General features: G+C 64.7%; 20 protein-coding genes and 2 riboswitches. Of the genes, 8 read left to right on the top strand and 12 right to left on the bottom strand.

What is annotated here, in order from left to right; translation table 11 throughout:
- Both cobN and cobW read right to left on the bottom strand, forming a co-directional pair.
- Positions 1 to 3,762, bottom strand: a complete 3,762-nt coding sequence (cobN, locus tag NLX68_RS12925) for a cobaltochelatase subunit CobN (RefSeq protein ID WP_254284309.1) — start codon at positions 3,760 to 3,762, stop codon at positions 1 to 3.
- A gap of 3 nt (positions 3,763 to 3,765) precedes the next feature.
- The gene (gene cobW, locus NLX68_RS12920) at positions 3,766 to 4,833 is read right to left on the bottom strand and encodes a cobalamin biosynthesis protein CobW (protein ID WP_302056180.1); all 1,068 of its coding nucleotides are present in this window, start codon (positions 4,831 to 4,833) and stop codon (positions 3,766 to 3,768) included.
- Positions 4,834 to 4,928: 95 nt separating this feature from the next.
- Positions 4,929 to 5,127: riboswitch (cobalamin riboswitch) on the bottom strand.
- Between the two features lie 60 nt (positions 5,128 to 5,187).
- A riboswitch (cobalamin riboswitch) is annotated at positions 5,188 to 5,415 on the top strand.
- A gap of 97 nt (positions 5,416 to 5,512) precedes the next feature.
- Here cobW and NLX68_RS12915 point away from each other — a divergent pair.
- The 6 genes from NLX68_RS12915 (at position 5,513) to tenA (ending at position 8,633) form a co-directional block, all read left to right on the top strand.
- A complete protein-coding gene (locus tag NLX68_RS12915) occupies positions 5,513 to 5,698 on the top strand; it encodes a CbtB domain-containing protein (protein WP_115086775.1) in 186 nt (61 codons plus the stop codon).
- Between the two features lie 11 nt (positions 5,699 to 5,709).
- On the top strand, positions 5,710 to 6,402 hold the full coding sequence (locus tag NLX68_RS12910) for a CbtA family protein (RefSeq protein ID WP_254284308.1): 693 nt from the start codon (positions 5,710 to 5,712) through the stop codon (positions 6,400 to 6,402).
- A gap of 2 nt (positions 6,403 to 6,404) precedes the next feature.
- Positions 6,405 to 6,806 carry a cobalamin biosynthesis protein gene (locus NLX68_RS12905; protein WP_254284307.1) on the top strand — a complete coding sequence of 134 codons (402 nt, stop codon included), beginning with the start codon at positions 6,405 to 6,407 and terminating at the stop codon, positions 6,804 to 6,806.
- A gap of 27 nt (positions 6,807 to 6,833) precedes the next feature.
- Positions 6,834 to 7,580: a precorrin-4 C(11)-methyltransferase gene (cobM, locus tag NLX68_RS12900; RefSeq protein ID WP_254284306.1), complete on the top strand. Its 747-nt coding sequence runs from the start codon at positions 6,834 to 6,836 to the stop codon at positions 7,578 to 7,580.
- 43 nt (positions 7,581 to 7,623) lie between these two features.
- Entirely contained in the window at positions 7,624 to 7,869 is a 246-nt protein-coding gene (locus NLX68_RS12895) for a DUF1272 domain-containing protein (protein ID WP_254284305.1), read from the top strand.
- Between the two features lie 98 nt (positions 7,870 to 7,967).
- Positions 7,968 to 8,633 (top strand): thiaminase II, encoded by a 666-nt coding sequence (gene tenA / locus NLX68_RS12890; protein ID WP_254284304.1) that lies wholly within the window; start codon positions 7,968 to 7,970, stop codon positions 8,631 to 8,633.
- Between the two features lie 22 nt (positions 8,634 to 8,655).
- On the opposite strand, the gene NLX68_RS12885 is transcribed toward tenA, so the two are convergent.
- On the bottom strand, positions 8,656 to 9,570 hold the full coding sequence (locus NLX68_RS12885) for a tyrosine recombinase XerC (protein ID WP_254284303.1): 915 nt from the start codon (positions 9,568 to 9,570) through the stop codon (positions 8,656 to 8,658).
- Between the two features lie 181 nt (positions 9,571 to 9,751).
- Positions 9,752 to 10,543 (bottom strand): hypothetical protein, encoded by a 792-nt coding sequence (locus tag NLX68_RS12880; protein ID WP_254284302.1) that lies wholly within the window; start codon positions 10,541 to 10,543, stop codon positions 9,752 to 9,754.
- A gap of 131 nt (positions 10,544 to 10,674) precedes the next feature.
- Between NLX68_RS12880 and NLX68_RS12875 the strand changes: the two genes are divergently transcribed.
- The gene (locus NLX68_RS12875) at positions 10,675 to 11,322 is read left to right on the top strand and encodes a DUF1345 domain-containing protein (protein WP_254284301.1); all 648 of its coding nucleotides are present in this window, start codon (positions 10,675 to 10,677) and stop codon (positions 11,320 to 11,322) included.
- Here the strand turns inward: NLX68_RS12875 and NLX68_RS12870 are convergent.
- On the bottom strand, positions 11,248 to 12,504 hold the full coding sequence (locus NLX68_RS12870; protein WP_254284300.1) for a pyridoxal phosphate-dependent aminotransferase: 1,257 nt from the start codon (positions 12,502 to 12,504) through the stop codon (positions 11,248 to 11,250). The two genes, NLX68_RS12875 and NLX68_RS12870, sit on opposite strands and share 75 nt — an antisense overlap.
- 308 nt (positions 12,505 to 12,812) lie before the next feature.
- Here NLX68_RS12870 and NLX68_RS12865 point away from each other — a divergent pair, with 308 nt between their 5' ends.
- Entirely contained in the window at positions 12,813 to 13,073 is a 261-nt protein-coding gene (locus NLX68_RS12865; RefSeq protein WP_254284299.1) for a DUF1652 domain-containing protein, read from the top strand.
- Here NLX68_RS12865 and NLX68_RS12860 read toward each other — a convergent pair whose 3' ends face one another.
- The 7 genes from NLX68_RS12860 to NLX68_RS12830 all read right to left on the bottom strand — a co-directional run bounded on the left by NLX68_RS12860 (position 13,074) and on the right by NLX68_RS12830 (position 26,644).
- Positions 13,074 to 15,158, bottom strand: a complete 2,085-nt coding sequence (locus tag NLX68_RS12860) for a bifunctional diguanylate cyclase/phosphodiesterase (protein WP_254284298.1) — start codon at positions 15,156 to 15,158, stop codon at positions 13,074 to 13,076.
- Positions 15,159 to 15,443: 285 nt separating this feature from the next.
- On the bottom strand, positions 15,444 to 16,934 hold the full coding sequence (locus NLX68_RS12855; RefSeq protein ID WP_254284297.1) for an efflux transporter outer membrane subunit: 1,491 nt from the start codon (positions 16,932 to 16,934) through the stop codon (positions 15,444 to 15,446).
- The gene (locus NLX68_RS12850; protein ID WP_254284296.1) at positions 16,931 to 20,038 is read right to left on the bottom strand and encodes an efflux RND transporter permease subunit; all 3,108 of its coding nucleotides are present in this window, start codon (positions 20,036 to 20,038) and stop codon (positions 16,931 to 16,933) included. Before NLX68_RS12850 ends, NLX68_RS12855 begins: the two co-directional genes overlap by 4 nt.
- Positions 20,035 to 23,136, bottom strand: a complete 3,102-nt coding sequence (locus NLX68_RS12845; RefSeq protein WP_254284295.1) for an MdtB/MuxB family multidrug efflux RND transporter permease subunit — start codon at positions 23,134 to 23,136, stop codon at positions 20,035 to 20,037. Before NLX68_RS12845 ends, NLX68_RS12850 begins: the two co-directional genes overlap by 4 nt.
- A complete protein-coding gene (locus NLX68_RS12840) occupies positions 23,133 to 24,416 on the bottom strand; it encodes an MdtA/MuxA family multidrug efflux RND transporter periplasmic adaptor subunit (protein WP_302056179.1) in 1,284 nt (427 codons plus the stop codon). The genes NLX68_RS12845 and NLX68_RS12840 overlap by 4 nt, the downstream gene beginning before the upstream one ends.
- A 291-nt stretch (positions 24,417 to 24,707) precedes the next feature.
- Positions 24,708 to 25,208: a thiol peroxidase gene (gene tpx, locus NLX68_RS12835; RefSeq protein WP_254284293.1), complete on the bottom strand. Its 501-nt coding sequence runs from the start codon at positions 25,206 to 25,208 to the stop codon at positions 24,708 to 24,710.
- A 158-nt stretch (positions 25,209 to 25,366) separates the two neighbouring features.
- Complete coding sequence (locus tag NLX68_RS12830; protein ID WP_254284292.1) at positions 25,367 to 26,644, bottom strand: serine/threonine transporter; 1,278 nt, start codon at positions 26,642 to 26,644, stop codon at positions 25,367 to 25,369.
- Positions 26,645 to 26,738 lie beyond the last annotated feature (94 nt).

Genomic DNA, 26,738 nt, shown 5'->3' with positions numbered 1-26,738 from the left:
TCAATTCTCTTCTTCGCCGTCCAGCAGTTGTTCTTCCAGGGCTTCGCGGTACTCGCCGGGCTCCTGCCAGAGCCCGCGCTGCTGGGCTTCGAGCAGGCGCTCGGTGATGTCGCGCAGCGCCTCGGGGTTGTGCTGGCGGATAAAATCGCGGGTCGGCCCATCGAGCACGTAGGCGTCGGCCAGCGACTGGTAATGGTGGTCGTCGATCAGGTGCGTGGTGGCATCGAACGCGAACAGGTTATCGACGGTGGCGGCCAGCTCGAAGGCACCTTTGTAGCCGTGGCGCTTGGCCCCGTCGATCCACTTGGGGTTCAGCGCCCGGGCACGGATCACCCGGTTGAGCTCTTCCTTGAGGGTGCGGATGCGTGGCCGGTCGGGCTGACTGTGATCGCCGTGATAACTGGCCACGCTGTTGCCGCCCAGGCTTTCCACAGCGGCGAGCATGCCACCCTGAAACTGGTAGTAGTCATTGGAATCGAGCAGGTCGTGCTCGTGGTTGTCCTGGTTCTGCACCACCGCCTGTACCTGGCTCAGGCGCCGGGCAAAATGCGCGCGCGCCGGCGTGCCGTCATCGGCTGCACCATAGGCATAGCCTCCGTGATTGAGGTAGACCTCGGCCAGGTCCTGACGCTCATTCCACAGGCGCCCGTCGATGGCATTCTGCACCCCCGCGCCATAGGCGCCCGGCTTGGCCCCGAACACCCGCCAGCCGGCCTGACGGCCCGCCTGTTCGGCGTCCAGGCCCTGGGCCAGCAACTCGGCGCGCTCGCTGCGCACCTTGGCCGCCAGGGGGTTGAGGTCATCCGGCTCATCCAGCGCCGCCACCGCCTGTACAGCAGCATCGAACAGTTTGATCAGGTTACCGAAGGCATCGCGGAAGAACCCCGACACCCGCAAGGTGACATCCACCCGTGGGCGGTCGAGCAGGCTCAAGGGCAGGATCTCGAAATCGTCGACGCGCTGGCTGCCACTGGCCCACACCGGCCGCACACCAAGCAAGGCCATGGCCTGGGCAATATCGTCGCCACCGGTGCGCATGGTCGCCGTGCCCCACACCGACAGGCCCAGCTGGCGCAGGTGATCGCCGTGGTCCTGCAGGTGACGCTCGAGGATCAGGTTGGCCGAGGCAAAGCCGATACGCCAGGCGGTGGTGGTCGGCAGGTTGCGCACATCGACGGTATAGAAGTTGCGCCCGGTCGGTAGCACGTCCAGGCGCCCGCGGCTCGGCGCGCCACTCGGGCCAGCGGGCACGAAGCGCCCGTCCAGGGCCGCGAGCAGGCCGTGCATTTCTGCCGGGCCGCAGCCGTCCAGTTGCGGTGCGACCTGATGCTCCAGCGCCTCGACAATAGCCTGCACCTGCGCCCATTCAGGGCTGTCGGCAAGCACTTTGCTGCCGTTGAGCGTCTGCTCGATCAGCTGGCTGGCATACAGTTCCAGGCGCTCGCGGGTATCGCCTGCGGTGCGCCACAGCGCCGCATCGAGGTCGGCCAGCAGCGCCGGGCGCGGGCCCTGCCAGGGCTGGCCAAGGTCGCAATCGAGTGGGTCGAAGCCCAGCTTCAGCGCCCTGGCCAAGGCCCGCAACAGGCTACCGTTGGCCCCGCGCCCATCGCCCCGCTCAACCCGCAACAGGGCCAGCAAGGTGTCGATGCGCAGGCGTCCGCTCGGTGACTCGCCGAACACATGCAGGCCATCGCGGATTTGCGACTCCTTGAGGTCGCACAGGTAGGTGTCCAGGCGTGGCAGCCACACCGCCGCGTCGTCCAGCGCGCCTTCGATCTGCAGTTCACGGTCGATATGGTTGTCGCGTACCAGCGCGAGGATATCGCGCTGCAACTCCCGGGCCCGGCGCGGGTCGAGCAACTGCGCCTCGTAGTACTCGTCGGCCAGCAGCTCCAGGTTGCGCAATGGCCCGTAGGTTTCGGCGCGGGTCAGCGGCGGCATCAGGTGGTCGATGATCACCGCCTGGGTGCGGCGCTTGGCCTGGGCACCCTCGCCCGGATCATTGACGATAAACGGGTAGATGTTCGGCAGCGGCCCGAGCAGGGCGTCCGGCCAGCAGCTGTCGGACAGGCCGACGCCTTTGCCGGGCAGCCATTCCAGGTTGCCGTGCTTGCCGACATGGATCAGCGCATCGGCGGCAAAGCCGTGACGCAACCAGAAGTAGAACGCCAGGTAGCCGTGCGGCGGCACCAGGTCGGGGTCGTGGTAGACCGCGCTCTGGTCCAGCTGGTAACCCCGGGCCGGCTGGATGCCGACGAAGGTCAGGCCGTAGCGCAGGCCGGCGATCATCATCCGCCCGCTGCGGAACATCGGGTCCTGGCTCGGTTCGCCCCAGCGCTCGCGCACGGCCATCTGGTTGGCCTCGGGCAAAGCGGCAAAAGCCGCCAGGTAATCGTCCAGGGCCATGCTCTGCATGCACGGGCGCAGGTCAAGGCTGTCCAGGTCGTTGCTGACGCCGCCGAGCAGGGCCTGGATCAGCGCCGTGCCGCTGTCGGGCAAGGGCGCCACGGGATAGCCCTGAGCCTGCAAGGCGCGCAGGATGTTCAGCGCGGCGGCCGGGGTGTCGAGCCCCACACCGTTGCCAATGCGGCCATCGCGGGTCGGGTAGTTGGCGAGGATCAGCGCCACGCGTTTCTGCGCGTTGGGTAGCTGTGCCAGGTCGCACCAACGCCGCGCAAGTTCGGCGACAAAGTCCATGCGCTCGGGCTGGGCCCGGTAGCAAACTACATCGGACTGGCTGCGCTCACTGCGCCAGGCCAGGTCCTTGAAGCTGATCGGCCGGGTGATGATGCGCCCGTCCAGCTCCGGCAAGGCGATGTGCATGGCCAGGTCGCGGGCGCCCAGGCCTTGCTCGCTGGCCTGCCAGGCCGGCTCGTTGTCCTGGGCGCAGATCGCCTGCAACACCGGGATATCGCGGCGGAACGGACGCAGGTGCGGCTGCTCGGGGCTGGACTGGGCAAAGCCTGTGGTGTTGATGATCAGCGCCGCGTCAACCTGGTCCAGCCAATCCTCGACCTGTTGCAGGCAACCTGCCTCCTTGAGGCTGGCCACGGCAATCGGCAAAGGGTTGAGGCCGGCCCGTTGCAAGCGCTGGCAAAAGGTATCGATAAAGGCGGTGTTGGCCGCCTGCAGGTGCGAGCGGTAGAACAGGATCGGCACCACCGGCTGCTCGACCTGCCACTCGTCGAACCAGTCTTGCAGCACCGCGGCGGCCTTGCGCGGGTGATACACCGCAGTGCGCGGCAGCTGCTGCGGCTCGCTCCAGGGGTAGTCGCCCTGCAGGTACTGGCTGGCCAGGCAGTTGAACAGGTTCAAGGCATTGGCCTTGCCGCCCTGGCGCAAAAAGTGCCAGAGCCGTTCGGCCTGCTCGGCCGGCACCGTGCTCAGGCGGGTCAGTTCCGGGTCCGGACGGTCGTCGCCCGGCACCAGGATCAGCTGCACGCCACGGGCGGTCAGTTCCAGCAGTTGCTCGACACCATAGCGCCAGTAACCGACGCCACCGTGCAGCGACACCAGGATGACCTTGGCATGGCGTAGCACCTGGTCGACATACAGGTCGACCGAGGCGTGATTCTGGACCTGCATCGGGTTGGCCAGACGCAGGCTGGGGAAAGCCTCGGGCAGCTGCTGGGCGGTTTCGGCCAGCAGCGCCAGGTGCGAGTCACCGCTGCAGAGGATTACCAGCTCGGCCGGGGTCTGGCCGAGGTCGGCAATACTGTCGTCCGGTACAAAGCCACCGGGCTGGGTCCGCAGCAGGTGCATGGGTCAAGCGCCCAAGGCGGCGCGCAGGCGCGCTTCCAGTTGTGCCGCATCCAGTTCCTGGCCGATCAGCACCAGGCGGGTGGTGCGTGGCTCTTCGCTGCGCCAGGCGCGATCGAAGTGCCTGTCGAAACGGGTCCCCACGCCTTGGATCAGCAGGCGCATCGGCTTGCCCGGGATCGCCGCGAAGCCTTTGACCCGCAGGATGCCGTGCTGCACCACCAGTTGAGTCAAGGCGTCGAGCAACAGGCTTTCGTCGGCTTGCGGCAGCTCGATGGAGATCGAGTCGAAGGCGTCGTGGTCATGGTCGTCGTGATCGTCGCCATCGTGGTGCGAATCATGGTGGGTACGGCGGCCATCGATGTGCGCCTCGGACTCGGCGCCCAGGCCCAGCAGCACCTCTAGCGGCAGGCGGCCGCTGCTGGCTTCGATCACTTTGACCGCCGGTGGCAGCTCTTCTTCGACTTCGGCGCGCACCTTGGCCAGGTCGTCGGCAGCGATCAGGTCGGCCTTGTTCAGGACCACCAGGTCGGCGCTGGCCAACTGGTCGGCGAACAGCTCGTGCAGCGGCGATTCGTGATCCAGGTTGGGGTCAAGCTTGCGCTGGGCATCGACCTGCTCCGGGTAGGCGGCAAAGGTGCCGGCGGCGACGGCCGGGCTGTCGACCACGGTGATCACCGCGTCGACGGTGCAGGCGTTGCGAATCTCTGGCCACTGAAAGGCTTGCACCAAGGGCTTGGGCAGGGCCAGGCCGCTGGTTTCGATGAGGATATGGTCCAGATCGCCACGGCGGGCCACCAGCTCGCGCATCACCGGGAAGAACTCTTCCTGCACGGTGCAGCACAGGCAACCATTGGCCAGCTCATAGACGCGGCCGCTGGCTTCTTCTTCAGTGCAGCCGATGCTGCACTGCTTGAGGATTTCGCCATCGATCCCCAGCTCGCCAAACTCGTTGACGATCACCGCGATGCGCCGCCCCTGGGCGTTGTCGAGCATATGCCGCAGCAGCGTGGTCTTGCCCGAGCCGAGGAAGCCGGTAACGATGGTGACAGGGAGTTTGGCCAGTGTTTTCATGTCGATGCCCTTGGCAGGATGGCGGGCATGCGGGACGAGCGCCAAAGGTGTCACGCACCTGGCCTGTTCGCCACCGGATCACCCCGCCCGGTTGAATGTCGGAAACTGTTCGAGGCAGGTCTCCTGGCTTGCATTGCACCGGCGCCGGGCCAGTCGAACGACGCCTTCCCGCACGCTGTGCAGTGGCTGTGTCGAGCGCTTCAATGCTTACAGTTGCGGGGGCAGCCGCGGCTTGAACCGCGTTCCCGTCTTAGCTTCGGCCAGCGCCGAAGAACCTCGAAGCGGCTAGGCTACGCAGTGCCCGGTGAGTGGTCAACTGCTGTCACGATTGACGCCTGCCCGCGCCCGTGATTTGCTAAGGCCATTCGTTTGGGTGCCCCTTGAGGGTGAAACTGGGAAACCGGTGCGTCATACACTTCTTTTTAAGGTGTATGACAAGTCCGGTGCTGCCCCCGCAACGGTAAGTGAGAAAAGCGTCAGAACCACTGTGCCCGCTGTTTGGCATGGGAAGGTGACGCCTGTGGTGTGGCCACCAGCCCACCCTCACCAGCCCGGAGACCGGCCCAACGCTTGACTGAACAAACCCGCGGTGGGCGGGCGCTGTTACAACCCCTGGGCGAACCTCGTGCAGGGGGTTGCTGCGCTTGCCTGTTGCCGACAACACCAAGAGGAAAGCGCCATGCGTACCAGTACCGCCAGTAATGAAGCCGTTACCCCTTCAAGCCTCAGCCAGCGCCTGCTGGTCGCCGTCGGTGCCTCGCTGCTGGGCCTGTGCCTGGTGTACTTCGCCGGTTTCTCGCACATCGAAGCAGTGCACAACGCCGCCCACGATACCCGTCACAGCGCCGCCTTCCCTTGCCATTGAGTGCTGCCCCGATGATCAAGCATATTGCCAGTACCGCAGGCTTTACCGGCCTGCTGGCCGCCCTGCTGCTGACCCTGCTGCAAAGCTTCTGGGTCGCGCCGCTGATTCTCCAGGCGGAAACCTATGAAAGCGCCGCGCCTGCGGTCGAGGCGTCCCATGAACATGCCGCCGGTACCGCCGAGCATCATCACGACAGTGAAGCCTGGTCGCCTGAAGACGGCTGGCAGCGGGTCCTGTCGACCACCGGCGGCAACCTGGTGGTGGCGGTCGGTTTCGCCCTGATCCTCGCCGCGCTCTACACCCTGCGCGCACCGAAGAGCGTAATCAGCGGCGCGCTGTGGGGCCTGGGCGGCTTTGCCGTGTTCTGCCTGGCGCCGACCCTGGGCCTGCCGCCGGAGCTGCCGGGCACCGCTGCCGCCGACCTGGCCCAGCGCCAAGCCTGGTGGGTCGGCACCGCCGCCGCCACCGCCGTGGGCCTGGCCTTGATCGTGTTCGCTCACAACTGGCTGCTGAAGGTTGTCGGTGCGGTACTGCTGGTGGTGCCTCATGTGATTGGCGCGCCACAGCCTGAAGTCCACCAGATGCTCGCACCAGAAGCCCTGGAAGCCGAGTTCAAGGTCGCTTCGCTGCTGACCAACGCCGCGTTCTGGCTGGCTCTGGGCCTGATCAGTGCCTGGCTGTATCGCCGTTCAAGCCAGGCCTGAGGATGCAGCTGTACCTCGGCCTGGGTTGCCGTCGCGGCTGCCCGGCCGACGCCCTGAGCACCCTGCTCACACGCACCCTGCTCGCCCATGACCTGCCGCCCGGCGCGGTCATGGGCCTGGCCAGCATTGACCTCAAGCGCGACGAACCCGGCCTGCATGAACTGGCCCGGCGCCTGGGCGTACCGCTGGTGTTTTTCAGCGCGGCGCAACTGGCCGCCTTCGAACAACGCCTGAGCCACCGCTCGGCCGTGGCCTACCAGCACAGCGGCTGTTATGGCGTGGCCGAGAGCGCCGCCCTGGCCCTGGCCGAACAGCTTGGCGGCCCGGCATGCCTGCGGGTACCGCGCACCCTGCAGGCCGACGCCAGCCTGGCATTGGCCAGCGCCACCGATTTTCGCCGATAATCGGCGCTTTCCCAGCAAGGACTTTCCATGACCGTCTATTTCATCGGCGCCGGCCCCGGCGATCCGGAGCTGATCACTGTCAAGGGCCAGCGCCTGATCCAGCGCTGCCCGGTGATCATCTACGCCGGCTCCCTGGTCCCGGCCGCAGTGCTGGAAGGCCACCGCGCCGAGACGCTCATCAACAGCGCCGAACTGCACCTGGCGCAGATCATCGAGGCGATCAAGAGCGCTCACGACAACGGCCAGGATGTCGCCCGGGTGCACAGCGGCGACCCGAGCCTGTATGGCGCCATCGGCGAGCAGATCCGCTACCTGCGCGAGTTGGGTATTCCCTATGAGATCGTCCCCGGCGTCACCGCCGTGGCGGCCAGCGCCGCCCTGCTCGGCTGCGAACTGACCTTGCCGGGCATCGCCCAGAGCGTGATCCTCACCCGCTACGCCGACAAGTCACCGATGCCCGCTGGCGAGCAGTTGGCCGACCTTGCCCGCCACCAGACCACCCTGGCGGTGCACCTGGGGGTCAAGCACCTGGCCAGGATCGTCGAAGAACTGCGCCCGCACTACGGCGCCGACTGCCCGATCGCCGTGGTGCACCGGGCGACCTGGCCGGACCAGGACTGGGTGCTGGGCACCCTGGAGACGATTGTCGAGCTGGCGGCGGCCAAGGATTTTCGCCGCACCGCGCTGATTCTGGTAGGCCGGGTGCTGGGCAACGACACCTTCTCGGAGTCGGCGCTGTACCGCGCCGGCCATGCCCACCTGTATCGGCCCTGAGCGTATACACTGACGATTTCCCCCTGCCTGCGAGGACCTGAGCATGCTCGAACTGCGCCCGAACTGTGAATGCTGTGGCTCTGATTTACCCGGCGATAGCCCGGATGCGTTGATCTGCTCGTTCGAATGTACCTTCTGCCGTGATTGCGACGAGCGTCAGCTCAAAGGCCAGTGCCCCAATTGCGGCGGTGAGCTGGTCAAGCGCCCGGCCCGCTCGGCGGCCAAGCTGGTGAACAACCCGGCGTCGACCCAGCGGATCGTCAAGGAACACGGCTGCCCGACACATTGAGGTGAATCTGATTGGCAACAAGGCAGGCTCCACACAGGACCGGCAAGCACCGAGATTCTGAGCCTTGCTGTATGGATTCGACCACCAAGGGGTAAACCATGGATATCTTCGAGCGCCTGAAACAGGCCGCCAGCGCCGATTGGCACAGCTATGTCGAGCACGACTTCGTTCGCCAGATGGCTGCCGGCACCCTGGCGCAGCCAGCGTTTCGCACGTACCTGGTGCAGGATTACCTGTTCCTGATCCAGTTCGCCCGCTCCTGGGCCCTGGCCGCCTACAAGAGCCGCACCCTCGCCGATATCCGCGCGGCCCAGGCAGGGCTGGCGGCGATCCTCGACGAAACCGAGCTGCACGTGCGCCTGTGCGAGCGCTGGGGGTTGTCGCCCGCGGACCTCGCGGCGACCCCAGAGCACCAGGCCACGGTAGCCTATACCCGCTTCGTGCTGGACTGCGGCGCCGCCGGCGACCTTTTAGACCTGCACGTAGCCTTGGCGCCGTGCGTGATCGGCTACGCCGAGATCGGCCGCAACCTGACGCCGAACGGTGTCCAGGCGCTGGGCGATCATCCTTATCGCGAATGGATTGGCGAGTATGCCGGCGCCGGTTACCAGGGCGTGGCCACCGCTGCCCGCGCGCATCTGGATGAGCTGGCGGCCCGGACCATGACCGAACGGCGATTCGAGGAACTGGTCAAGGTCTTCGCCCAGGCCTCGCGGCTGGAAGCAGACTTCTGGCAGATGGGGCTGGAGGCGGCTGGGCAGTAATCTAGAAGCAACTGCCCACAGGTCAGTAATCGTAGCGATCCACCGCCCGCCGCCGCTCGTTGTCATCGCGCATGTCGTAGTTGGCGGTGGTCTGGATGTTGGTGTGGTGGGCCAGCTTTTGCGCGATCGACAGGTCATGCTCCTCGATCACCCGGGTGATGAACGAGCGGCGAAAATCGTGGGGCATGATCTTTACCCCGACCTGGGTGCCGCGCTGGCGAGCAATGTAGTAGATCGCATGCTTGGTGATCCGCTCGCGGGTAATGTGGCTGCCACGGCGGATCCGGTTGAACAGGAACTCATCGTCGGCCTGCCCTTCAGGCAACTGCTCGCGGCGAAACGCCAGCCAGGCGTTGAGCTTTTCGAAAGCCCAGGGCGGTGCGTACTTGATCAGTTGCTTGTTGCCCTTGCCCAGCACCTGCAGGCTGCGCTCATCAAAGTCCACCTGGCTCAAGGTCAGGTTGACCGACTCGGACTTGCGCATGCCGGTGCCATACAGCAAGGCAATCACCGCCGCATCGCGCAGGCCCTGGGGCCGCGGGTCGGCGGCGCAGGCGTCCATCAGTTCGCGGATCAGGCTGCGCTTGAGGTTGCGCCCGGCCGGCAGTCGAGCACCTTGAGTTGGCTTGACCGTGCGGATCTTGAGCAACTGCTCCTGGCTGATCAGGCTCAGGCGCCAGGCCTCGTTCATCACCCCGCGCACCGCATTGACGTACAGCGACGAGGTGTTCGGCGCATAACCGTCGGCGCGCAAGGCCGCTACCAGCGCGGTGACATGCCCGGGCTCAAGCTGGTGCCAGGGCACCTCGGCGATGTCGCAATCCTCGAAGCCCAGGCGGTCGGCGGCATCCTGGAGGATGTACTTCATGGTCAGCTGGCTGGACGGCGCCAGGCGGGCGAGGTATTGCAGCAAGGGGTTTTGCAGTGAATCGGACAAACCGGGAATCCTGTAGAGCGCAACAGAGGTCAGGGGCCTGCAACGGGCCAGTCTGACTCGTGACAGCGCCGCGGCCACTGACCTGCATCACGATCAGGTCTTTGATTGGCAAGTCTTTTTGGCCACGGCAAGAATCCCGATAGTACCTCATCGACGCCCTTGGAATCGATTGAGGGCAATTTCATGGCACCGGCTCATCCAGGTACAACTGCACGGTCTCCGGGGTCAGCGACAGGACTTCATGGGTCAAGCCGTCGTAATCGGTCTCGCCCCGCTCCAGGTAGCCATCGCGGCGCTTGACGATGTAGGGCACATAGCCGCGCGGTTTACCGGTGTCGGTATCGATCATCTGCAGGCGCTTGCCGTACAGCGGCACAGGCTCGAACTGCGGGACCAGGGGCGGACGACCGGCATCCACCTGGTAGGGAACCCACTCCGGCAGCCGGTCGCGGTGCTTGGCCACTTCGCTGAGCACCTGGGCGACCGGCAGTTGCATGGTTTTCGAGTAATAGGCGTTGTAGGGGAAGGCGGTGATGCTCAGCTTGCAGGGGATGCTGGTCTTGCCCGCCAGCAGGCGATGGATTGCCGGCTTGAGCAGCGCCGTCTCGGTGCTGCGGTCCGGGGTGGTCTTGTTGAAACGTGCCCAGACCACATAGTTGTAGCCCTTGACTTCGGAAATGCCCTCGAAGTCCACCCCGCCGCCCAGGTTGTAGATCATGGCATGACCGACGGTGAAGTCCTGGTCGTCATCCAGGGCGCACTTGAGCCACTCACCGATCTGCCCGTCGCCGGTGTGCCGCTTGAACAGGCTGACAATTTCTTCGTCGCTGCGAAAACGCAGGTAATAGGAGCCGTCGTGATAAGTGAAGGAGCTGAATTCCAGCGGCATCGATTCGATGCCATGGCTGCAACCGCCGAGCGACAGTGCAGCGCCCAGGGCGCAAGCGGCCAGGCGTAGAGAGGGGGCAAACAAAGGCGGCGTCATCCATGAGCATAAAGGCGCGCAAGGATGCCCAAGGCCACGCCTGCCAGCAAGCATTTCCGTGCCCGGTGGCCGAGGCGATGGGCTACAGTTGCCCAGATACCCTCCCGACCTGAGGCCCCATGGCTTTCCATCGACTGACCCGCACCCACCCGCGCCTGAGTTTTTCTGCCGTTGTCGGCGGCCTGAGCGGCTGGCTGATCCCGGCCGATGGCCTGGTCCAGCACATCCTCACCGGCTGGAACATCGGTGTCTGGCTGTACCTGCTGCTGGTGCTGTGGCTGACGCTGCGCGCAAGCCCCGAGAAGGTGCGCGAAGTGGCCTGCATCGAGGATGAAAACGCGGGGCTGGTGCTGTTCACCGTCAGCATCGCGGCGATCGCCAGTCTCGCCGCAGTGACCCTGCAACTGGCCGCCAGCCGTGGTCTTGTCGGCGGCCCGCAGATGCTGCACTACGTCTACACCGGCTTCACCGTCGCCGGCTCCTGGCTGATGATCGGCATGATTTTCAGCCTGCACTACGCCAGGCTGTTCTACACCGCCGGCAGCAAGGAGCCGCTACTGCGCTTTGCCGATGGCGAGCTGAACCCCGATTACTGGGATTTTCATTATTTCTCCTTCACCCTCAACGTCGCCGTGCAAACCTCGGACGTGGGCGTGGCCGACCGGCAGATGCGCCGCATCGTCCTGGCCCACTCACTGGTAGGTTTCGTTTTCAACACCGCGATTCTGGGTTTTACCATCAATATTGCCGCCGGCCTGCTGAACTGACGGCACGCCTTCGAGCACCTGGGCGGCGCAGCGGGCAATGCGCTGGCAGGCCTGCTCCAGGCGCTCGCTGTCGAGCACCAGGCCAAAACGCAGGTGCCCGGCGGCGCTGGGGCCGAAGGCATCGCCGGCCAGCACCGATACCCCATGCTCCTCCAGCAGGCGCTCGGCAAAAGCCTGGGCGCCAATGCCGGTCTCGCGGATATCGACCATCACAAACATGCCACCATCGGGCTTGTGCACGCGGATGCCCGGGCAGCCTTCAAGGCTGGCACAGACCCGATCACGCCGCTCGCGGTAGGTGTCGCGCATTTGCCGCACCTCGGGCAGGTCTTGCTCAAGGGCCACCTGGGCGGCGTTCTGGATAAAGTCCGGCAGGCCATAGAGCATGCACAGGGCCAGGTTGCTCAAGTGCTCGGTCAACAGCTGCGGGCCGATCACCCAACCGACCCGCCAACCGGACATGGCATGGGACTTGGACAGGCTGTTGATGGTCGCGCTGCGCTCGGCCATGCCCGGCAGGCTAGCCGGGCTGAAATGCTCGCCCTCAAACAGCAGCTCGCTGTAGACCTCATCGGAGATCAGCCACAAGTCGTGTTTGATGCACAGGTGCGCCAGGCGCTGCCAGGTGGCCTTGGGCAGGCTGGCGCCGGAGGGGTTGTGCGGGCTATTGAGCAGCAACGCGCGAGTGCGCGGGGTAATCAGCCGAGCGACGTCATCGGCGTCGACCCGAAAGCCCTGCTCCGGGCGCACCGGCACCGGTACCACCCTGGCTGCGCAGGCGCCAAACACCGCCTCGTAGGTCACATACATGGGCTCGGCGACGATCACCTCGTCGCCCGGATCGAACAGGCACTGGGCCACGCCATACAGCGCACATTGCGCCCCGGCCAGCACCACCACTTCCAGCGGGTCGACCGGCTGCCCGCTATGACGGGTGTGGTGAGCGGCAATGGCACGGCGCAAGGCTTCGCTGCCGCGCACATCGGAATAATGGGTATGGCCAGCGCGCAGGCTGTCGATGGCGGCATCGACAATCGGCCGAGGCGTATCGAAATCCGGATCGCCAATCGACAGCAGGATGATGTCCCGGCCCTGGCCTTGCAGTTCGACGGCACGGTAGTGGATGTTCCAGGCTGCAGCACCGTCACCGGCGATACGTTGGGTGAGCGCGGAATAACGCATGGACGGTCTCCTTGACTGAACCCGGACGCGCCATTGGTCTGAAACTCCCTGGCAAGCATCCCAGCCGACTGCCGGTAAAAATAGCAGAACAGCGCGACCGCACGGGGGGAAATATTGTCGGCAAACGTTTGCCGGGAAAGGGAAAGTGTCCGCCCTGCCCTCAAGTGAACGTGACCTGGATCAAACAATCGGGAAACCGTCATGATCGGCGCCGGACACTGGCGCCAGTGATGCTATGGTTAGGTTTCCCGCCGGGTCCCACCGACCCGCCCACTCTTGCGTGAGGTTCACCGTACACGGAGGCCGGCATGAACAAGCTGACGTTCCCCAACGCCTGCCAGATGATGCGCTGGCATTTTCATCCGCTGGGCTTCGAGGCCAGCATGGATGCCCCACGCAGCATGGTGGCGCGCCTGTTCGACCGGGCCACCGGCGAAACCTTGCTGGCGGTTGCCGGCATTCCCTGCGCCACGCTGATGCCTGCGGCTGACGTCGAACGCATCATCGAGGCGGTGGAGGCCGAACTCGACGCCTTCCAGCCGTTCTGCAACCTGCGCGCCGCTGGCTGATCAGCTGGCGGCCAGGGGCTCGCGCCCTCGCTCGATATCGGCAATGAAGCGATCGGCCGGCTGTGGCTGGCCGAGCAGATACCCTTGCAACGAGTCACACCCCAGCCGGGTCAGGAAGCTCTGCTGGCGATCGGTCTCGACCCCTTCGGCAACAATCCGCAGGCCCAGTGCCTGGCCCAGGGCGACGATTGCCGAGACGATGGCGGCATCGTCGCTGTCCTGCTCCAGGTCACGAACGAAGCCTCGGTCGATCTTCAGCTCGTTGGCCGGCAGGCGCTTGAGGTACATCAGGCTCGAATAGCCGGTACCAAAGTCGTCGATGGACAGGTCCACGCCCATGTCCGAAAGCCGCTGCAGCACCTGCATGCTGGCGTCGGCGTCGCGCATGGCGGTGGTTTCGGTGATTTCCAGGGTCAGGCTGTTGGCCGGCAACTGATGCCGCGCCAGGACCTTGGCCACACTCTCGACCAGCCCTGTGTGACAGAACTGGATGGCCGAGAGGTTCACGGCGATGCGCCAGTTGCTGTGGCCCTGATCGATCCAGATGCGCATCTGCCGACAGGCCTCATCCAACACCCACTCGCCGATCGGGATGATCAGCCCGGTCTTCTCCGCCTGGACGATAAAGCGGTCCGGCAGCATCAGGCCATGCTGCGGGTGCTCCCAGCGCAGCAGCGCCTCGGCGCCGATCGGCTGGCAGTTGTGGGCATCGAACTTGGGCTGGTAATACAGGCGGAACTGACCCTGCTCCAGGGCCACGCGCAAATCCTGCAGCAGCTGCAGTTGCAGACGCGCGTTGCTGTTCATCGACACGTCAAAGAAGCTGTAGCCGTTCTTGCCGGCGCTCTTGGCGTGGTACATGGCCGCGTCGGCGTTGCGCAGCAGCTCATGCTGGTCGATGCCATTGCCCGGGTACAGGACGATACCGATGCTCGCCGAAATCTGCAGGTTCTGCTCGGCGACGCGAAAGCTGCGCGAAACCAGGTTGACCTGCTTGGCCGCCACGCCCACGGCGTCATCGGCTTCCTGCAAGTCGACCAGCAGCACGAACTCATCGCCGCCGATTCGCGCCAGGGTGTCCTGGCTGTGCAGATGGCCGCGCAGGCGCAGGGCGACTTCCTTGAGCAACTGGTCGCCCATATGGTGGCCGAAGGCGTCGTTGACCGGCTTGAAGCCGTCCAGGTCGATGAACATCAGGGCGAAACAACCCCCCTGCTCGGCCACCTTGCTGATCGCCTGCTCGATACGGTCGGCCAGCAGCGTACGGTTCGGCAGGCCGGTGAGCGTGTCATGCAGGGCCAGTTGGGTCAGCTCCTGGTTAGCCAGGGTCAGCGAGCGCGCAAGCTCGGCAGTACGGGCTTCCAGGCGGGCATCCAGTACCGAGGTCAGCAAGGCTGCGGCCAGCACCGCCAGGGTAGTGATCAGCACCAGGTAATCCAGGCCGTTGCCACTCAGGCCCTTGCCCAGCACCCCGCAGTAGCTGCCTTCAGGGAAGTTCGCCGCAGCCATGCCGGTGTAATGCATGCCGACGATCGCCATGCCCATGATGATCGCCGCGCCGCCACGAATCTGCCGCACGTACAGGGTTTGCTGGCGCAGGCGGAAGGCGATCCACAACGCCGCCGCCGAAGCACCGACGGCAATCAGCAACGAGGCGCTGAACAGCGCGGGGTCGTAGTCGATGCCCGGCGCCATGCGCAGCGCCGCCATGCCGGTGTAGTGCATGCAGCTGATGCCGCTGCCCATGATCAGCGCACCGAACCCCAGTTGCGGCCAGGGCAAGGTCGGCTGGCTGACCAGCCACAGGGCAAAGCCCGACGACAGCCCGGCGATCAGCAGCGACAACAGGGTCAGGGTAATGTCATAGCCCAGCTCGATCGGCAGGCTCAGGGCGAGCATGCCGATAAAGTGCATCGACCAGATTCCGGTCCCCATGGCCAGGGCCCCGCCGCAGATCCACAGGTACACCGCACGGCCCTTGGCCGTGGTGATCCGGCCGGTCAGGTCCAGGGCGGTATACGAAGCAAGGATGGCCACACACAGCGAAATCAATACCAGCGAAGAGGAGTAACTACCGATCAGCATGAGGCCTTCCACAACCCGTAGGCCGGGCACTGGCAAGGCCCGGGTAAAAGCCGATGATTGTACTCAACCTTTGGCGAAACGCACGGAGTTTTCGGTAGAAGATGGCAATAGCAAATCATCGCCACCCAGGCAGTTTATAGAATAGAAATTTCTTATAAAACAACAAGTTAAGAGATATTTCTAAAGTCTAACAACAGAAATTAGTGCAATCTGCACCGAAAGCCTCTTAACCGAATAAATGACATTAACAACAGGTTCTATCTATTTGTTTTATAACGATTTATATCAGTCATTCTGCCCAGCAAACGCTGCCTGTGAGTCCCACCCACCGCCCAACGCCGCGATCAACTGCACGCTGGCCACCAGCCGCCCCTGCAGCAGGTTGAGCACGCTGCGCTCGTTGCTCAGGGCGGTGGTCTGCACGTTGACCACGTCCAGGTAGGCAATCAGCCCGGCCTTGTACTGGTTGTTGGTCAGGCGCAGGGATTCGCGGGCCGAGGCCAGGGCTTCGCTGCGCACCCGAGATTCGTCTTCGTAGACCTTGAGCTGCACCAGGTAGTTTTCCACTTCCTTGAAGCCGTCGAGCACGGTCTGGCGGTACTGGGCCACGGTCTGGTCGTAGACCGCTTCGCTGCGGTCGACTTCGGCGGCGCGCTGGCCGCCGTCGAACAGGGTCATGGCCAGTTGCGGGCCGACCGACCAGAAGCGGTTCGGCAGGCTGATCCAGTCGCTGAAACTGCTACTGCTGTAGCCGCCGCTCATGCTCAGGGTCAGGTCCGGAAAGTAGGCGGCACGGGCCACGCCGATGCTGGCATTGGCCGACATCACATTGCGTTCGGCCTTGGCGATGTCCGGGCGGCGCTCGAGCAACTGCGAGGGCAAGGCCACTGGCACCTGCGGCAGCGCCGGGATGGCCTTGCTGTCGGCCAGGGCGAACTCGGCCGGCGCCTTGCCCAGCAGCACGGCGATGGCGTTTTCCAGTTGCGCGCGCTGCCACACCAGGTCGATCAGGTCGGCCTGGGTGCTTTTCAGCTGGGTCTGCGCCTGGGCTACCGCTTCCTTACCCGAGACCCCGGCACGGTACTGGTTCTCGGTCATTCTCAGTGAACGTTCGTAAGCCTCGACCGTCGCCTCGAGCAGGCGTTTCTGCTCGTCGATCACCCGTAACTGCAGGTAGCTCTGCACCAGCTCCGATTGCAGGCTCAGGCGGATCGCCGCCATGTCGGCGAGGCTGGCCTCGGCGCTGGCCTGGTTGGCGGCCAGGCCGTCACGCAGCTTGCCCCACAGGTCGGCTTCCCAGCTCACCCCCAACTGGGTGCTGTAGGTGTTGCGGATGCCGCTGCTGTTATTGCTCAGGCTCGAGCTTGAGCTGCCGGTGCCCTGGCTGGAGCGGGTCTTGCCGGCCGACAGGTCTAGACTTGGGAACAGTGCGCCACGGGCGCTGCGCACCAGGGCCTGGGCCTGGCGGTACTGGGCTGCATATTGGGCGACGGTCTGGTTGCTGGCATTGAGCTGCTCGACCAGGCCATTGAGCTGGGCATCGCCGTACAACTCCCACCAGGCACCGCGGGCGATGGCGTCCGAGGGGTTGGCCTGGGTCCAGCCTTCGGCGTGCTTGAACGCTACCGGCGCCGGGGTTTCCGGCCGGTGGTAGTCCGGGCTCAGGGTACAGGCGCTGAGCATTGCCAGGCTCAGCGCGCAGGCCAGCAGGCGCGAGCCGCGGGCGGCCAGCAACGGCTGCAGCGAACGGTCGGAAAGAAACGGACGTCGGGTCATAGCGGGGTTTCCAAAGTAGCGTCGGTACGCACGCCGCGCCAGCGGTTGAAGCGATGGCGCAGGCGGTCCAGATAGAGGTAGACCACCGGGGTGGTGTAAAGCGTGAGGATCTGGCTGAAGACCAGCCCGCCGATGATGGTCAGGCCCAGCGGTTGACGCATCTCGGCGCCCTCGGCATGGCTGAGCAGCAGCGGCAAGGCGCCAAGGATGGCCGCCAGGGTGGTCATCAGGATCGGCCGCAGACGCAGCAGGCAGGCGCGGCGGATCGATGCCTCCGGGCTCAGGTGCTCATGGCGCTCCAGCTGCAGGGCCAGGTCGATCATCATGATCGCGTTCTTTTTCACCACGCCGATCAGCAGGAACAGCCCGAGCAGAGAAATCAGGCTGAACTCGCTGCCGACCACGTACAGCGTGAGCAAGGCCCCTACCCCGGCCGATGGCAAGGTCGAGAGGATGGTCAGGGGGTGAATGTAGCTTTCGTAGAGAATGCCCAGCACCAGGTATACCGCGAGCAAGGCGCCGAGGATCATGAACGGCTGGCCCTTCTGACTTTCGGCGAAGGCGTCACCGGTGCCGCCGAGCTTGGCGATCACGTCCTCGGGCAGGCCGACCTTGGCCACCGCCCGCTCGACCGCGGCCATGGCCTGGTCCTGGCTGTAGCCTTCGGCGATGTCGAAGTTGATGCTCTCGGAGGCGAACTGGCCCTCGTGGCTGACGCGGTCGTCGGCCAGGCTGTTCTCGTAGTGGGCGAAGGTGGCCAGCGGCACCCGGGTGCCGTCGGCGGTGATCACCTGCACCTGCTCCAGGGTCCGCGGGTCCTGGGCGTACTTGGGGTTGATCTCCATCACCACCTGGTACTGGTTGAGGCTGTCGTAGATGGTCGAGATCTGCCGCTGGCTGTAGGCGTTGTTGAGCACCGAGGTGACCATGCTCATGTCGATGCCCAGGCGTTTGGCCTGTTCGCGGTCGACCACCAGGGTGATCTGCTGGGTACCGCCGCCCTCGCGGGCGTCGATGGCGGTCAGCTCCGGCAGGGTCTTGAACGCAGCGACCACCTTCGGGTACCACTCGCGCAGGGCCGACAGCTCGCTGCTTTGCAGGGTGTAGAGGAACTGCGAGCTGCTCTGGTCGCGGCCACCGCCGAACTGCAGGTCCTGGTCGGCCATCAGGAACAGCCGCCCGCCGGGCACCTTGGGCAGCTCTTTGCGCAGGCGCTCGATGATCTTCTGCGCCGACACCTTGCGCTCGCTGATCGGCTTGAGGCGCACCAGCACCATGGCGTTGTTGGTGCCGCTGTTGCCGCCGATGAAGCCGGCCACGCTTTGCACCGCAGGGTCGGCGAGCAAGGCACGGCGGTAGATTTCCATCTTCGGCTGCATCACCTGGAACGACAGGCCGTCGTCACCGCGGACAAAGCCCATCAATTGGCCGGTGTCCTGCTGCGGCAGGAAGGTCTTGGGCACCACCACATACAGGGCGATGTTGACCGCAATGGTCACCAACAGGCTCAGCAGGGTCAGGCGCCGATGGCGCATGACCCAGTCCAGGCTGCGCCCGTAACCGGCCATCATGCGCTGGTTGAGCTGCTCGCTCCAGCGTTGCAGGCGGGTCTGCTCGCCCTTCGGCTGGGCCTTGAGCCAGCGCGCGCAGAGCATCGGCGTGAGGGTCAGGGACACCAGCAACGACACCAGGATCGCCACCGCCAGGGTGATGGAGAATTCGCGAAACAGCGAACCGACGATGCCGCCCATGAACAGGATCGAGACAAACACCACCACCAGCGACAGGTTCATCGACAGCAGGGTGAAGCCGACTTCCTTGGAGCCCAGGTACGCGGCGCGCATCGGCGGCACGCCCTCGTCGATATGCCGGGAGATGTTCTCCAGCACCACGATGGCATCGTCGACCACCAGGCCCGTGGCGAGGATCAGGGCCATCAGCGACAGGTTGTTCAGCGAGAAGCCGCACAAGTACATGACCGCGAAGGTGCCAACCAGCGACACCGGCACCGCCAGGGTCGGGATCAGCGAGGCGCGCAGGTTGCCAAGGAACAGGAACACCACCAGGATCACCAGCACCACGGCGATGATCAGGGTGTGCTCGGCTTCCTTGAGGGTCGCCTTGATCACCGGCGAGCGGTCCATGGCCACGTCCAGCTTGACGCTGGCGGGCATCAGCGACTCCAGGGCCGGCAGTTGCTCCTTGATCTTGTTCACGGTCTCGATGATGTTGGCGCCGGTCTGGCGGTTGATCACCAGCAACACCGCATCCTGGTCATTGAAAAAGCCGCTGTTGTAGCGGTTCTCCACCGCGTCGCTGACCTTGGCCACATGGCTCAGGCGCAGCACCGCGCCGTCCTGGTAGCGAATCACCAGGGGCTCGTAGTCCTTGGCCTTCTCCAGTTGGTCGTTGGCCTGCACCTGCCAGTTGCGCTGGCCGTCCTCGATAAAGCCCTTGGGCCGGCGCTGGTTGGCATTGGCGATGGTCTGGCGCACGTCATCGAGGGCCACGCCATACTGGTTGAGCAACTGCGGTTCGAGCTCGACACGCACCGCTGGCAGCGAACTGCCGCCGATCTGCACCTCCCCTACCCCCGGCACCTGGGACAGGCTCTGGGACAGGATGGTCGAGGCAAGGTCGTACAACTGGCCCTTTTGCAGCACGCTGGACGTCAGCGCCAGGACCATGATCGGCGCTTGCGACGGGTTGAACTTCTTGTAGGTCGGCATGCTGCGCATGCCGCTGGGCAGCAGGTTGCGCGAGGCATTGATCGCCGCTTGCACTTCGCGCGCCGCCGCGTCGATGTCACGGCCCTGGTCGAAGCCGAGGATCACCCGGGTCGAGCCCTGGCTAGAGCTGCTGGTCAGGGTGTTGACCCCGGAGATGGCGCCCATGGAGCGTTCCAGCGGCGTGGCCACGGTCGAGGCCATGACCTCGGGGCTGGCGCCCGGCAGGTTGGCCTGGACGACGATGACCGGGAATTCGATCTGCGGCAACGGCGCCACCGGCAACAGGCCGAAACTGACGCCACCGAGCAGCATGATCGCCAGGCTCAGGAGCATCGTCGCCACTGGGCGGGCGATGAAGGGCGCGGACAGGTTCATGGCTTGGCCTGCACCACGGCATCAGGCTCGCGGCGCCAGCGCCGCGACAACCGATCGAAGTACAAATAGATGACCGGCGTCGTGAACAGCGTCAGTACCTGGCTGACCAGCAGCCCACCGACCATGACCAGGCCCAGCGGCTGGCGCAGTTCGGCGCCGGAACCGGTGGCGAGCATCAGCGGGATGGCGCCGAACAGCGCCGCCAGGGTGGTCATCAGGATCGGCCGGAAGCGCAGCAGCGCCGCCTGGTAGATCGCCGCCTCGGGCGCCATGCCCTGGTTGCGCTCGGCCTCCAGGGCGAAGTCGATCATCATGATCGCGTTCTTCTTGACGATACCAATGAGCAAAATGATACCGATGATGGCGATCATGCCCAGGTCATTGCCCGAGAGGATCAATGCCAGCAAAGCCCCCACCGCCGCCGACGGCAAGGTCGAAAGGATGGTAACCGGGTGGATGTAGCTCTCGTAGAGCACACCGAGCACGATGTACATGGTCACCACCGCCGCCAGGATCAGCAGCAAGGTGCTCGACAGCGAGGCCTGGAAGGCTTCGGCCGCGCCTTGGAAGCGGGTTTGCACGCCCACCGGCATGCCGATGTCCTGCTGCACCTGCTCGATGACCTTGACCGCTTCACCGAGGGCCACACCCTGGCCCAGGTTGAACGACATCATCACCGCCGGGAACTGACCGATATGGGCAATCGCCAGTTGCGCCTGGCGCTGCTCGATGCGCGCCAGGCTCGACAGCCGTACCTGGCCGCCGTCGCTGGCCTTGACGTGAATCTGCTCAAGCACTTGCGGGCCGATGCTCGACGCCGCCTCGGCCTGCAGCACCACGCGGTACTGGCTGGCCTGGGTGTAGATGGTCGAAATCTGCCGCTGGCCGAAGGCGTCATACAGGGCATTGGTGATGTCGGCGACGTTGATGCCCAAGCGGCTGGCGGCGTCGCGGTCGATCACCAGGAACACCTGCAGGCCTTTGTCCTGCAGGTCGCTGGCAACATCGGCAAGCTCCGGGCGCTGCTGCAGGGCATCGACCAGTTTGCCGCTCCACTGCGCCAGCAACTCGGCATCGGGCGATGACAGGCTGAACTGATACTGGGTGCGGCTGACCCGGTCCTCGATGCTCAAGTCCTGCACCGGCTGCATGAACAGGCGGATGCCGAGCAGTTTGTCGACCTGCGGCTGCAGCCGGGCAATCACCTGGGCAGCGGTAAGGTCTCGCTCGCCATGGGGTTTGAGGTTGATCAGCAGGCGGCCACTGTTGAGGGTGGCGTTGTCGCCATCGACGCCGATGTAGGACGACAGGCTCTGTACCGCCGGGTCCTTGAGGATCACCGCGCTGAGTTCCTGCTGACGCTGGCTCATGGCAGTGAACGACACCGACTGCGGCGCCTCGGAAATGCCCTGGATCACCCCGGTGTCCTGCACCGGGAAAAAGCCCTTGGGCACCATCAGGTACAGCAGCACGGTCAGCCCCAGGGTTGCCACCGCCACCAGCAGGGTCAACGGCTGGTGCTTGAGCACCCACTGCAGGCCACGGCCGTAGTAGTCGATCATCCAGTCGATCCAGGCGCCGCTGGCCCGGTAGAAACGGCCCTGCGCCTCGATCGTGGGCTCGCGCTTGAGCAAGCGTGCGCACATCATCGGCGTCAGGGTCAGCGACACCACCAGGGAAATCAGGATCGCCACCGCCAGGGTAATGGCGAACTCGCGAAACAGCCGGCCGACCACGTCAGCCATGAATAGCAGCGGGATCAGCACCGCAATCAGCGAGAACGTCAGCGAGATCAGGGTGAAACCGATTTGCCGGGCGCCCTTGAGCGCGGCCTGCATCGGCGTCTCGCCCTCCTCGATATGCCGCGAGATGTTCTCCAGCATGACGATGGCATCGTCGACCACAAAGCCGGTGGCGATGGTCAGGGCCATCAGGGTCAGGTTGTTGATCGAAAAGCCGGCCAGGTGCATGACCGCAAAGGTGCCGATCAGCGACAGCGGCACGGCCACCGAGGGAATGAGGGTGGCGCTGAAGCGGCGCAGGAACACGAAAGTGACCATGACCACCAGGGCAATGGCGATCAACAGCTCGTGGCGTACGTCCTTGACCGAGGCGCGGATGGTCTGGGTGCGGTCGGTGAGCACGCTGACGTCCAGGCCCGCCGGCAGGTTGTCGGTGATCGACGGCAGCATGGCCTTGATCCGGTCGACCACTTCGATGACGTTGGCCCCGGGCTGGCGCTGGATGTTCAACAGCACCGCCTGGTTCTGGTTGGCCCAGGCGGCCAGGCGTTCGTTCTCGGCGCCGTCGACGATCTCGGCGACGTCCTTCAGGCGCAGCGGCGCACCGTTTTTGTAGGCGAGGATGAGGTTGGCGTATTCCTCGGGCGAACGCAGCTGGTCGTTGGCGTCGAGCATCGAGACCCGGGTCGGGCCGTCGAAGTTGCCTTTGGGCTGGTTGACGTTGGAGGCGCCGATCAGGGTGCGCACGTCGGCCAGGTTCAGCCCGGCCGAGGCCAGGGCGTCGGGGTTGACCTTGATTCGCACCGCCTGGCGCTGGCCGCCGGCGATGCTGACCATGCCGACGCCGCCGATCTGGGCAATCTTCTGCGCCACCCGGGTGTCGACCAGGTCGTTGAGCTTGGGCAGCGGCATGGTTTTCGACGAAATCGCCAGGGTCAGCACCGGGGTATCGGCCGGGTTGACCTTGTTGTACACCGGCGGCGCCGGCAGGTCGTTGGGCAGCAGGTTGCTGGCGGCATTGATCGCCGCCTGCACCTGTTGCTCGGCGACGTCCATGTTCATGTCCAGGCTAAAGCGCAGGGTCAGCACCGAGGCACCGCCGGAGCTGGTCGAGGCCATCTGGGTCAGGCCGGGCATCTGCCCGAATTGACGCTCAAGGGGTGCGGTGACCGCGCTGGTCATCACCTGGGGGCTGGCGCCGGGGTAAAGGGTCATGACCCGGATGGTCGGGTAATCGACCTGGGGCAACGCCGCCACCGGCAGCATCTTGTAAGCCATCAGGCCGGCCAGAACGATGGCCAGCATGCTCAGGGTGGTCGCCACCGGGCGCAGGATGAACAGCCGCGAGAGGTTCATGCGCCGGCCTTGCCCTGAACGCCGGTCGCGGCGGAAGCGTCTTTGTTGTCCTGGCCCTGCAGGTGCTGGCCTGGGGTGACGGGAACGTCGGCGCTGTCGTTAACCACTTCGACGTCGCTGCCATCGCGCAGGCGGTCGGTGCCTTCGAGCACCACCCGCTCGCCTTTGGCCAGGCCTTCGCTGACCACAGTGAGGTCGCCGTCACTGGCACCCAGCTTGAGCTGGCGGATGCGCACCTTGTTGTCGCCTTCCATGACATAGACGAACGAGCCGTCGGTACCGAACTGGATTGCCGCCGAAGGCGCCAGCACCACGCCCTTCAGGGTGTCGGCCAGCAGCCGCACATTGACGAACTGGTTGGGGAACAGCGCTTCGTCCTGGTTCTCGAAGAAGGCCTTGAACTTCAGGGTGCCGGTGGTGGTGTCGATCTGGTTGTCGAGGCTGCGCAGTACACCAACCGCCTGCTGCTTGGCATCGCTGCGGTCCCAGGCCTCGACCGGTAATTGTGCACCACTGCGGTAGCGCGCCAGCACGGTGTTGAGCTCCGACTCGGGCAAGGTGAAAGCCACGCTGATAGGCTGGGTCTGGGTGATGACCACCAGCGCGGTGGTGTCGTTGGCCGCCACCAGGTTGCCGACGTCGAGCTGGCGCAGCCCCAGACGGCCATTGATCGGCGCGCGGATGCGGGTGAAGTCGAGGTTGAGCTTGGCGTCGCCCACCGCCGCCTGGTTGGTCTTGATCGTCCCCTGGTACTGGCCGACCAGCGCCGCCTGGGTGTCCAGGGTCTGCTTGGCGATGCTGTCTTCGGCGTACAGGCCTTGATAGCGCTGCAGGTCGATCTGGGCGTTTTTCAGTTGCGCCTGGTTCTGCGCCAGGGTGCCTTCGGCCTGTTGCAGGGCGATCTGGTAGCTGCGCGGGTCGATCTCGGCCAGCAGGTCTCCGGCCTTGACCTTCTGCCCTTCCTGGAAGTTGACCTTGACCAGCTCGCCACCGACCCGGCTGCGCACGTTGACCGTGTTGGTCGCCGTCACCGTGCCCAGGGCCTTGAGGTACACCGGGAAGTCGCCAACTGTCACCGGCTCGACCCGCACCGGCACGGGACCTGCAAACGCGCCAAAGCCCGGCCGTCCACCCTTGCCACCCGGCGCAGCGGCGGCCTTTTGCGCGACCGGCGACGGCCACAGCCACCAGCCGAGGCCGGCGACCAGCAGCAGGATCAGCAGGCCGACAAGCCAGCGACGGGAGGAACGGGAACGAGAAAGCATGGGTTGATCGACCATTGTGCGGGAAAAAATTCTTTTGAGGAGGCTGAACGATAAGCATTGAAGACGGATAAGCAAAGCGCCTTTACCGGCACTTTACCTTGAGCTTACGTAGCTAAAGTAATGAACTATAAATAAAAACGGCCTGGACGAGGGCCAGGCCGCAACAACTCTTAGCAATTATTAACAATAATCGCGTCGCCTTCATCGCCGGCAAGGCCGGCTCCCACAGCAACAGCGTACTCAGGTGCATTGTGGGAGCTGGCCTTGCCAGCGATGGGCTGCGCAGCAGCCCCGGCGGGGTCGCTATTACTTCAGGACTGCCAAAGCAGCGTCATAGTTCGGTTCTTCAGCGATTTCGCCAACCAGCTCGCTGTGCAGCACCTTGTCGTTCTCATCCAGCACCACCACGGCGCGGGCGGTCAGGCCGGCCAGCGGGCCGTCGGCGATAGCTACGCCGTAGTGTTCCTTGAACTCGGCGCCGCGCAGCAGCGACAGGTTCTGCACGTTCTCCAGGCCTTCAGCGCCACAGAAGCGCGCTTGCGCGAACGGCAGGTCAGCGGAGATGCACAGTACAACGGTGTTGTTCAGCGTGCTGGCTTGCGCGTTGAACTTGCGAACCGAAGTAGCGCAGGTCGGGGTGTCGACGCTTGGGAAGATGTTCAGCACTTTGCGCTTGCCGGCCAGGGAAGCCAGGGTCACGTCGGCCAGGCCAGCACCAACCAGGGAAAACGCAGGCGCCTTGGCGCCGACTTTCGGCAGTTCGCCTTTGACCTGAACCGGGTTGCCTTTAAGAGTCACTTGAGCCATGAACGAAGTCCTTATGCGGGGTGAGTAAAGGACCAGAGTTAAGCATGAAAGTGCCCGTCTACCTATGGGCCAATGTTAAATTGTTGAATTTCCAGACAACTTTTGTGGACAATTTTTAGTCACTCGGGAGCCGATTGCCGGCTCCCGAATCCATTGGCTCAGCTCAGCAGCGAGTAAACCAGCGCCGAGATGGCCACCAGGCCCACGGCGGCGACGAAGACGTTGGACATCTGCCCGCGGTACTTGCTCATGGCCGGCACCTTGCGGATGGCGTACATCGGCATCAGGAACAGGATCGCAGCGATCACCGGGCCACCAAGGGTCTCGATCATGCCGAGAATGCTCGGGTTGAGGGTGGCGACGATCCAGCAGATCACCAGCATGAAGGCCGCGGTCATGCGGTCCAGGGCCTTGGCGCCCGGACGCTTGCCGGTCTTGAGGATCAGGCCCTTGAGGCCTTCGCTGGCACCGATGTAGTGGCCCAGGAACGACTTGGCGATGGCGATGAAGGCAATCAGCGGCGCGGCAAAGGCGATGGTCGGGTTGCTGAAGTGGTTGGCCAGGTACGACAGGATCGACAGGTTCTGCGCCTTGGCTTCGGCCAGTTGCGCCGGGGTCAGGGTCAGTACGCAGCTGAACACGAAGAACATCACCATGGCCACCATCAGCAGGTGGGCGCGACACAGGATCTGCCCGCTGCGCTCGTCGGCGTGCACGCCATAGCGACGCTTCTGGTCAACGGCAAACGCCGAAATGATTGGCGAATGGTTGAACGAGAAGACCATCACCGGAATCGCCAGCCACAGGGTGTGCAGGAACGCCGAACCCGAAGGCACTTCAGTGGCGGTAGTGAGGATGCCGCCGCTCCAGTGCGGGATCAGGAACACCGCCAGGAACGCCAGGGCGACGATGAACGGATAGACCAGCCAGCTCATGACCTTGACCGTGGCCTGCTCGCCGCAGCGCACGATGGCCAGCAACCCGAGGATCAGCACAAAGGACAACACCACGCGCGGTGGCGGCTCGATGTGCAGCTGGTGCTCCATGAAACTGCCGACCGTGTTGGTCAGCGCCACGCTGTAGATCAGCAGGATCGGGAAGATGGCGAAGAAATACAGCAGCGTGATCAGGGCTCCGGCGCTGAGGCCGAAATGCTCTTCGACCACGTCGGTGATGTCGGCGCCATCGCGCCCGGAGAGCACGAAGCGGGTCAGGCCGCGGTGCGCATAGTACGTCATCGGAAAGGCCAGCAGCGCCAGGACCAGCAGTGGCCAGAAGCCGCCGAGGCCGGCGTTGATCGGCAGGAACAGGGTCCCGGCGCCGATTGCCGTGCCAAACAGGCCCAGCATCCAGGTGGTGTCCTGACGGGCCCAGCTACCGAGGGCGGCGGGGGTTGATTCAAAGCGTTGTTCAACGCTTGGGGCCTGCTCATTCATCCGGGTGCAACTCCACTCGCAAGACTGTAACAGGGCTGAGAGGGGCGAAACAGAGGCTTCGCCCCCCTCAACCATATAAAGAGGGGCGCGATTG

Source organism: Pseudomonas sp. SBB6 (assembly GCF_024213215.1).
In the GTDB taxonomy this organism is placed as follows: domain Bacteria; phylum Pseudomonadota; class Gammaproteobacteria; order Pseudomonadales; family Pseudomonadaceae; genus Aquipseudomonas; species Aquipseudomonas donghuensis.
This window is presented reverse-complemented; position numbering and strand designations above follow the sequence as displayed.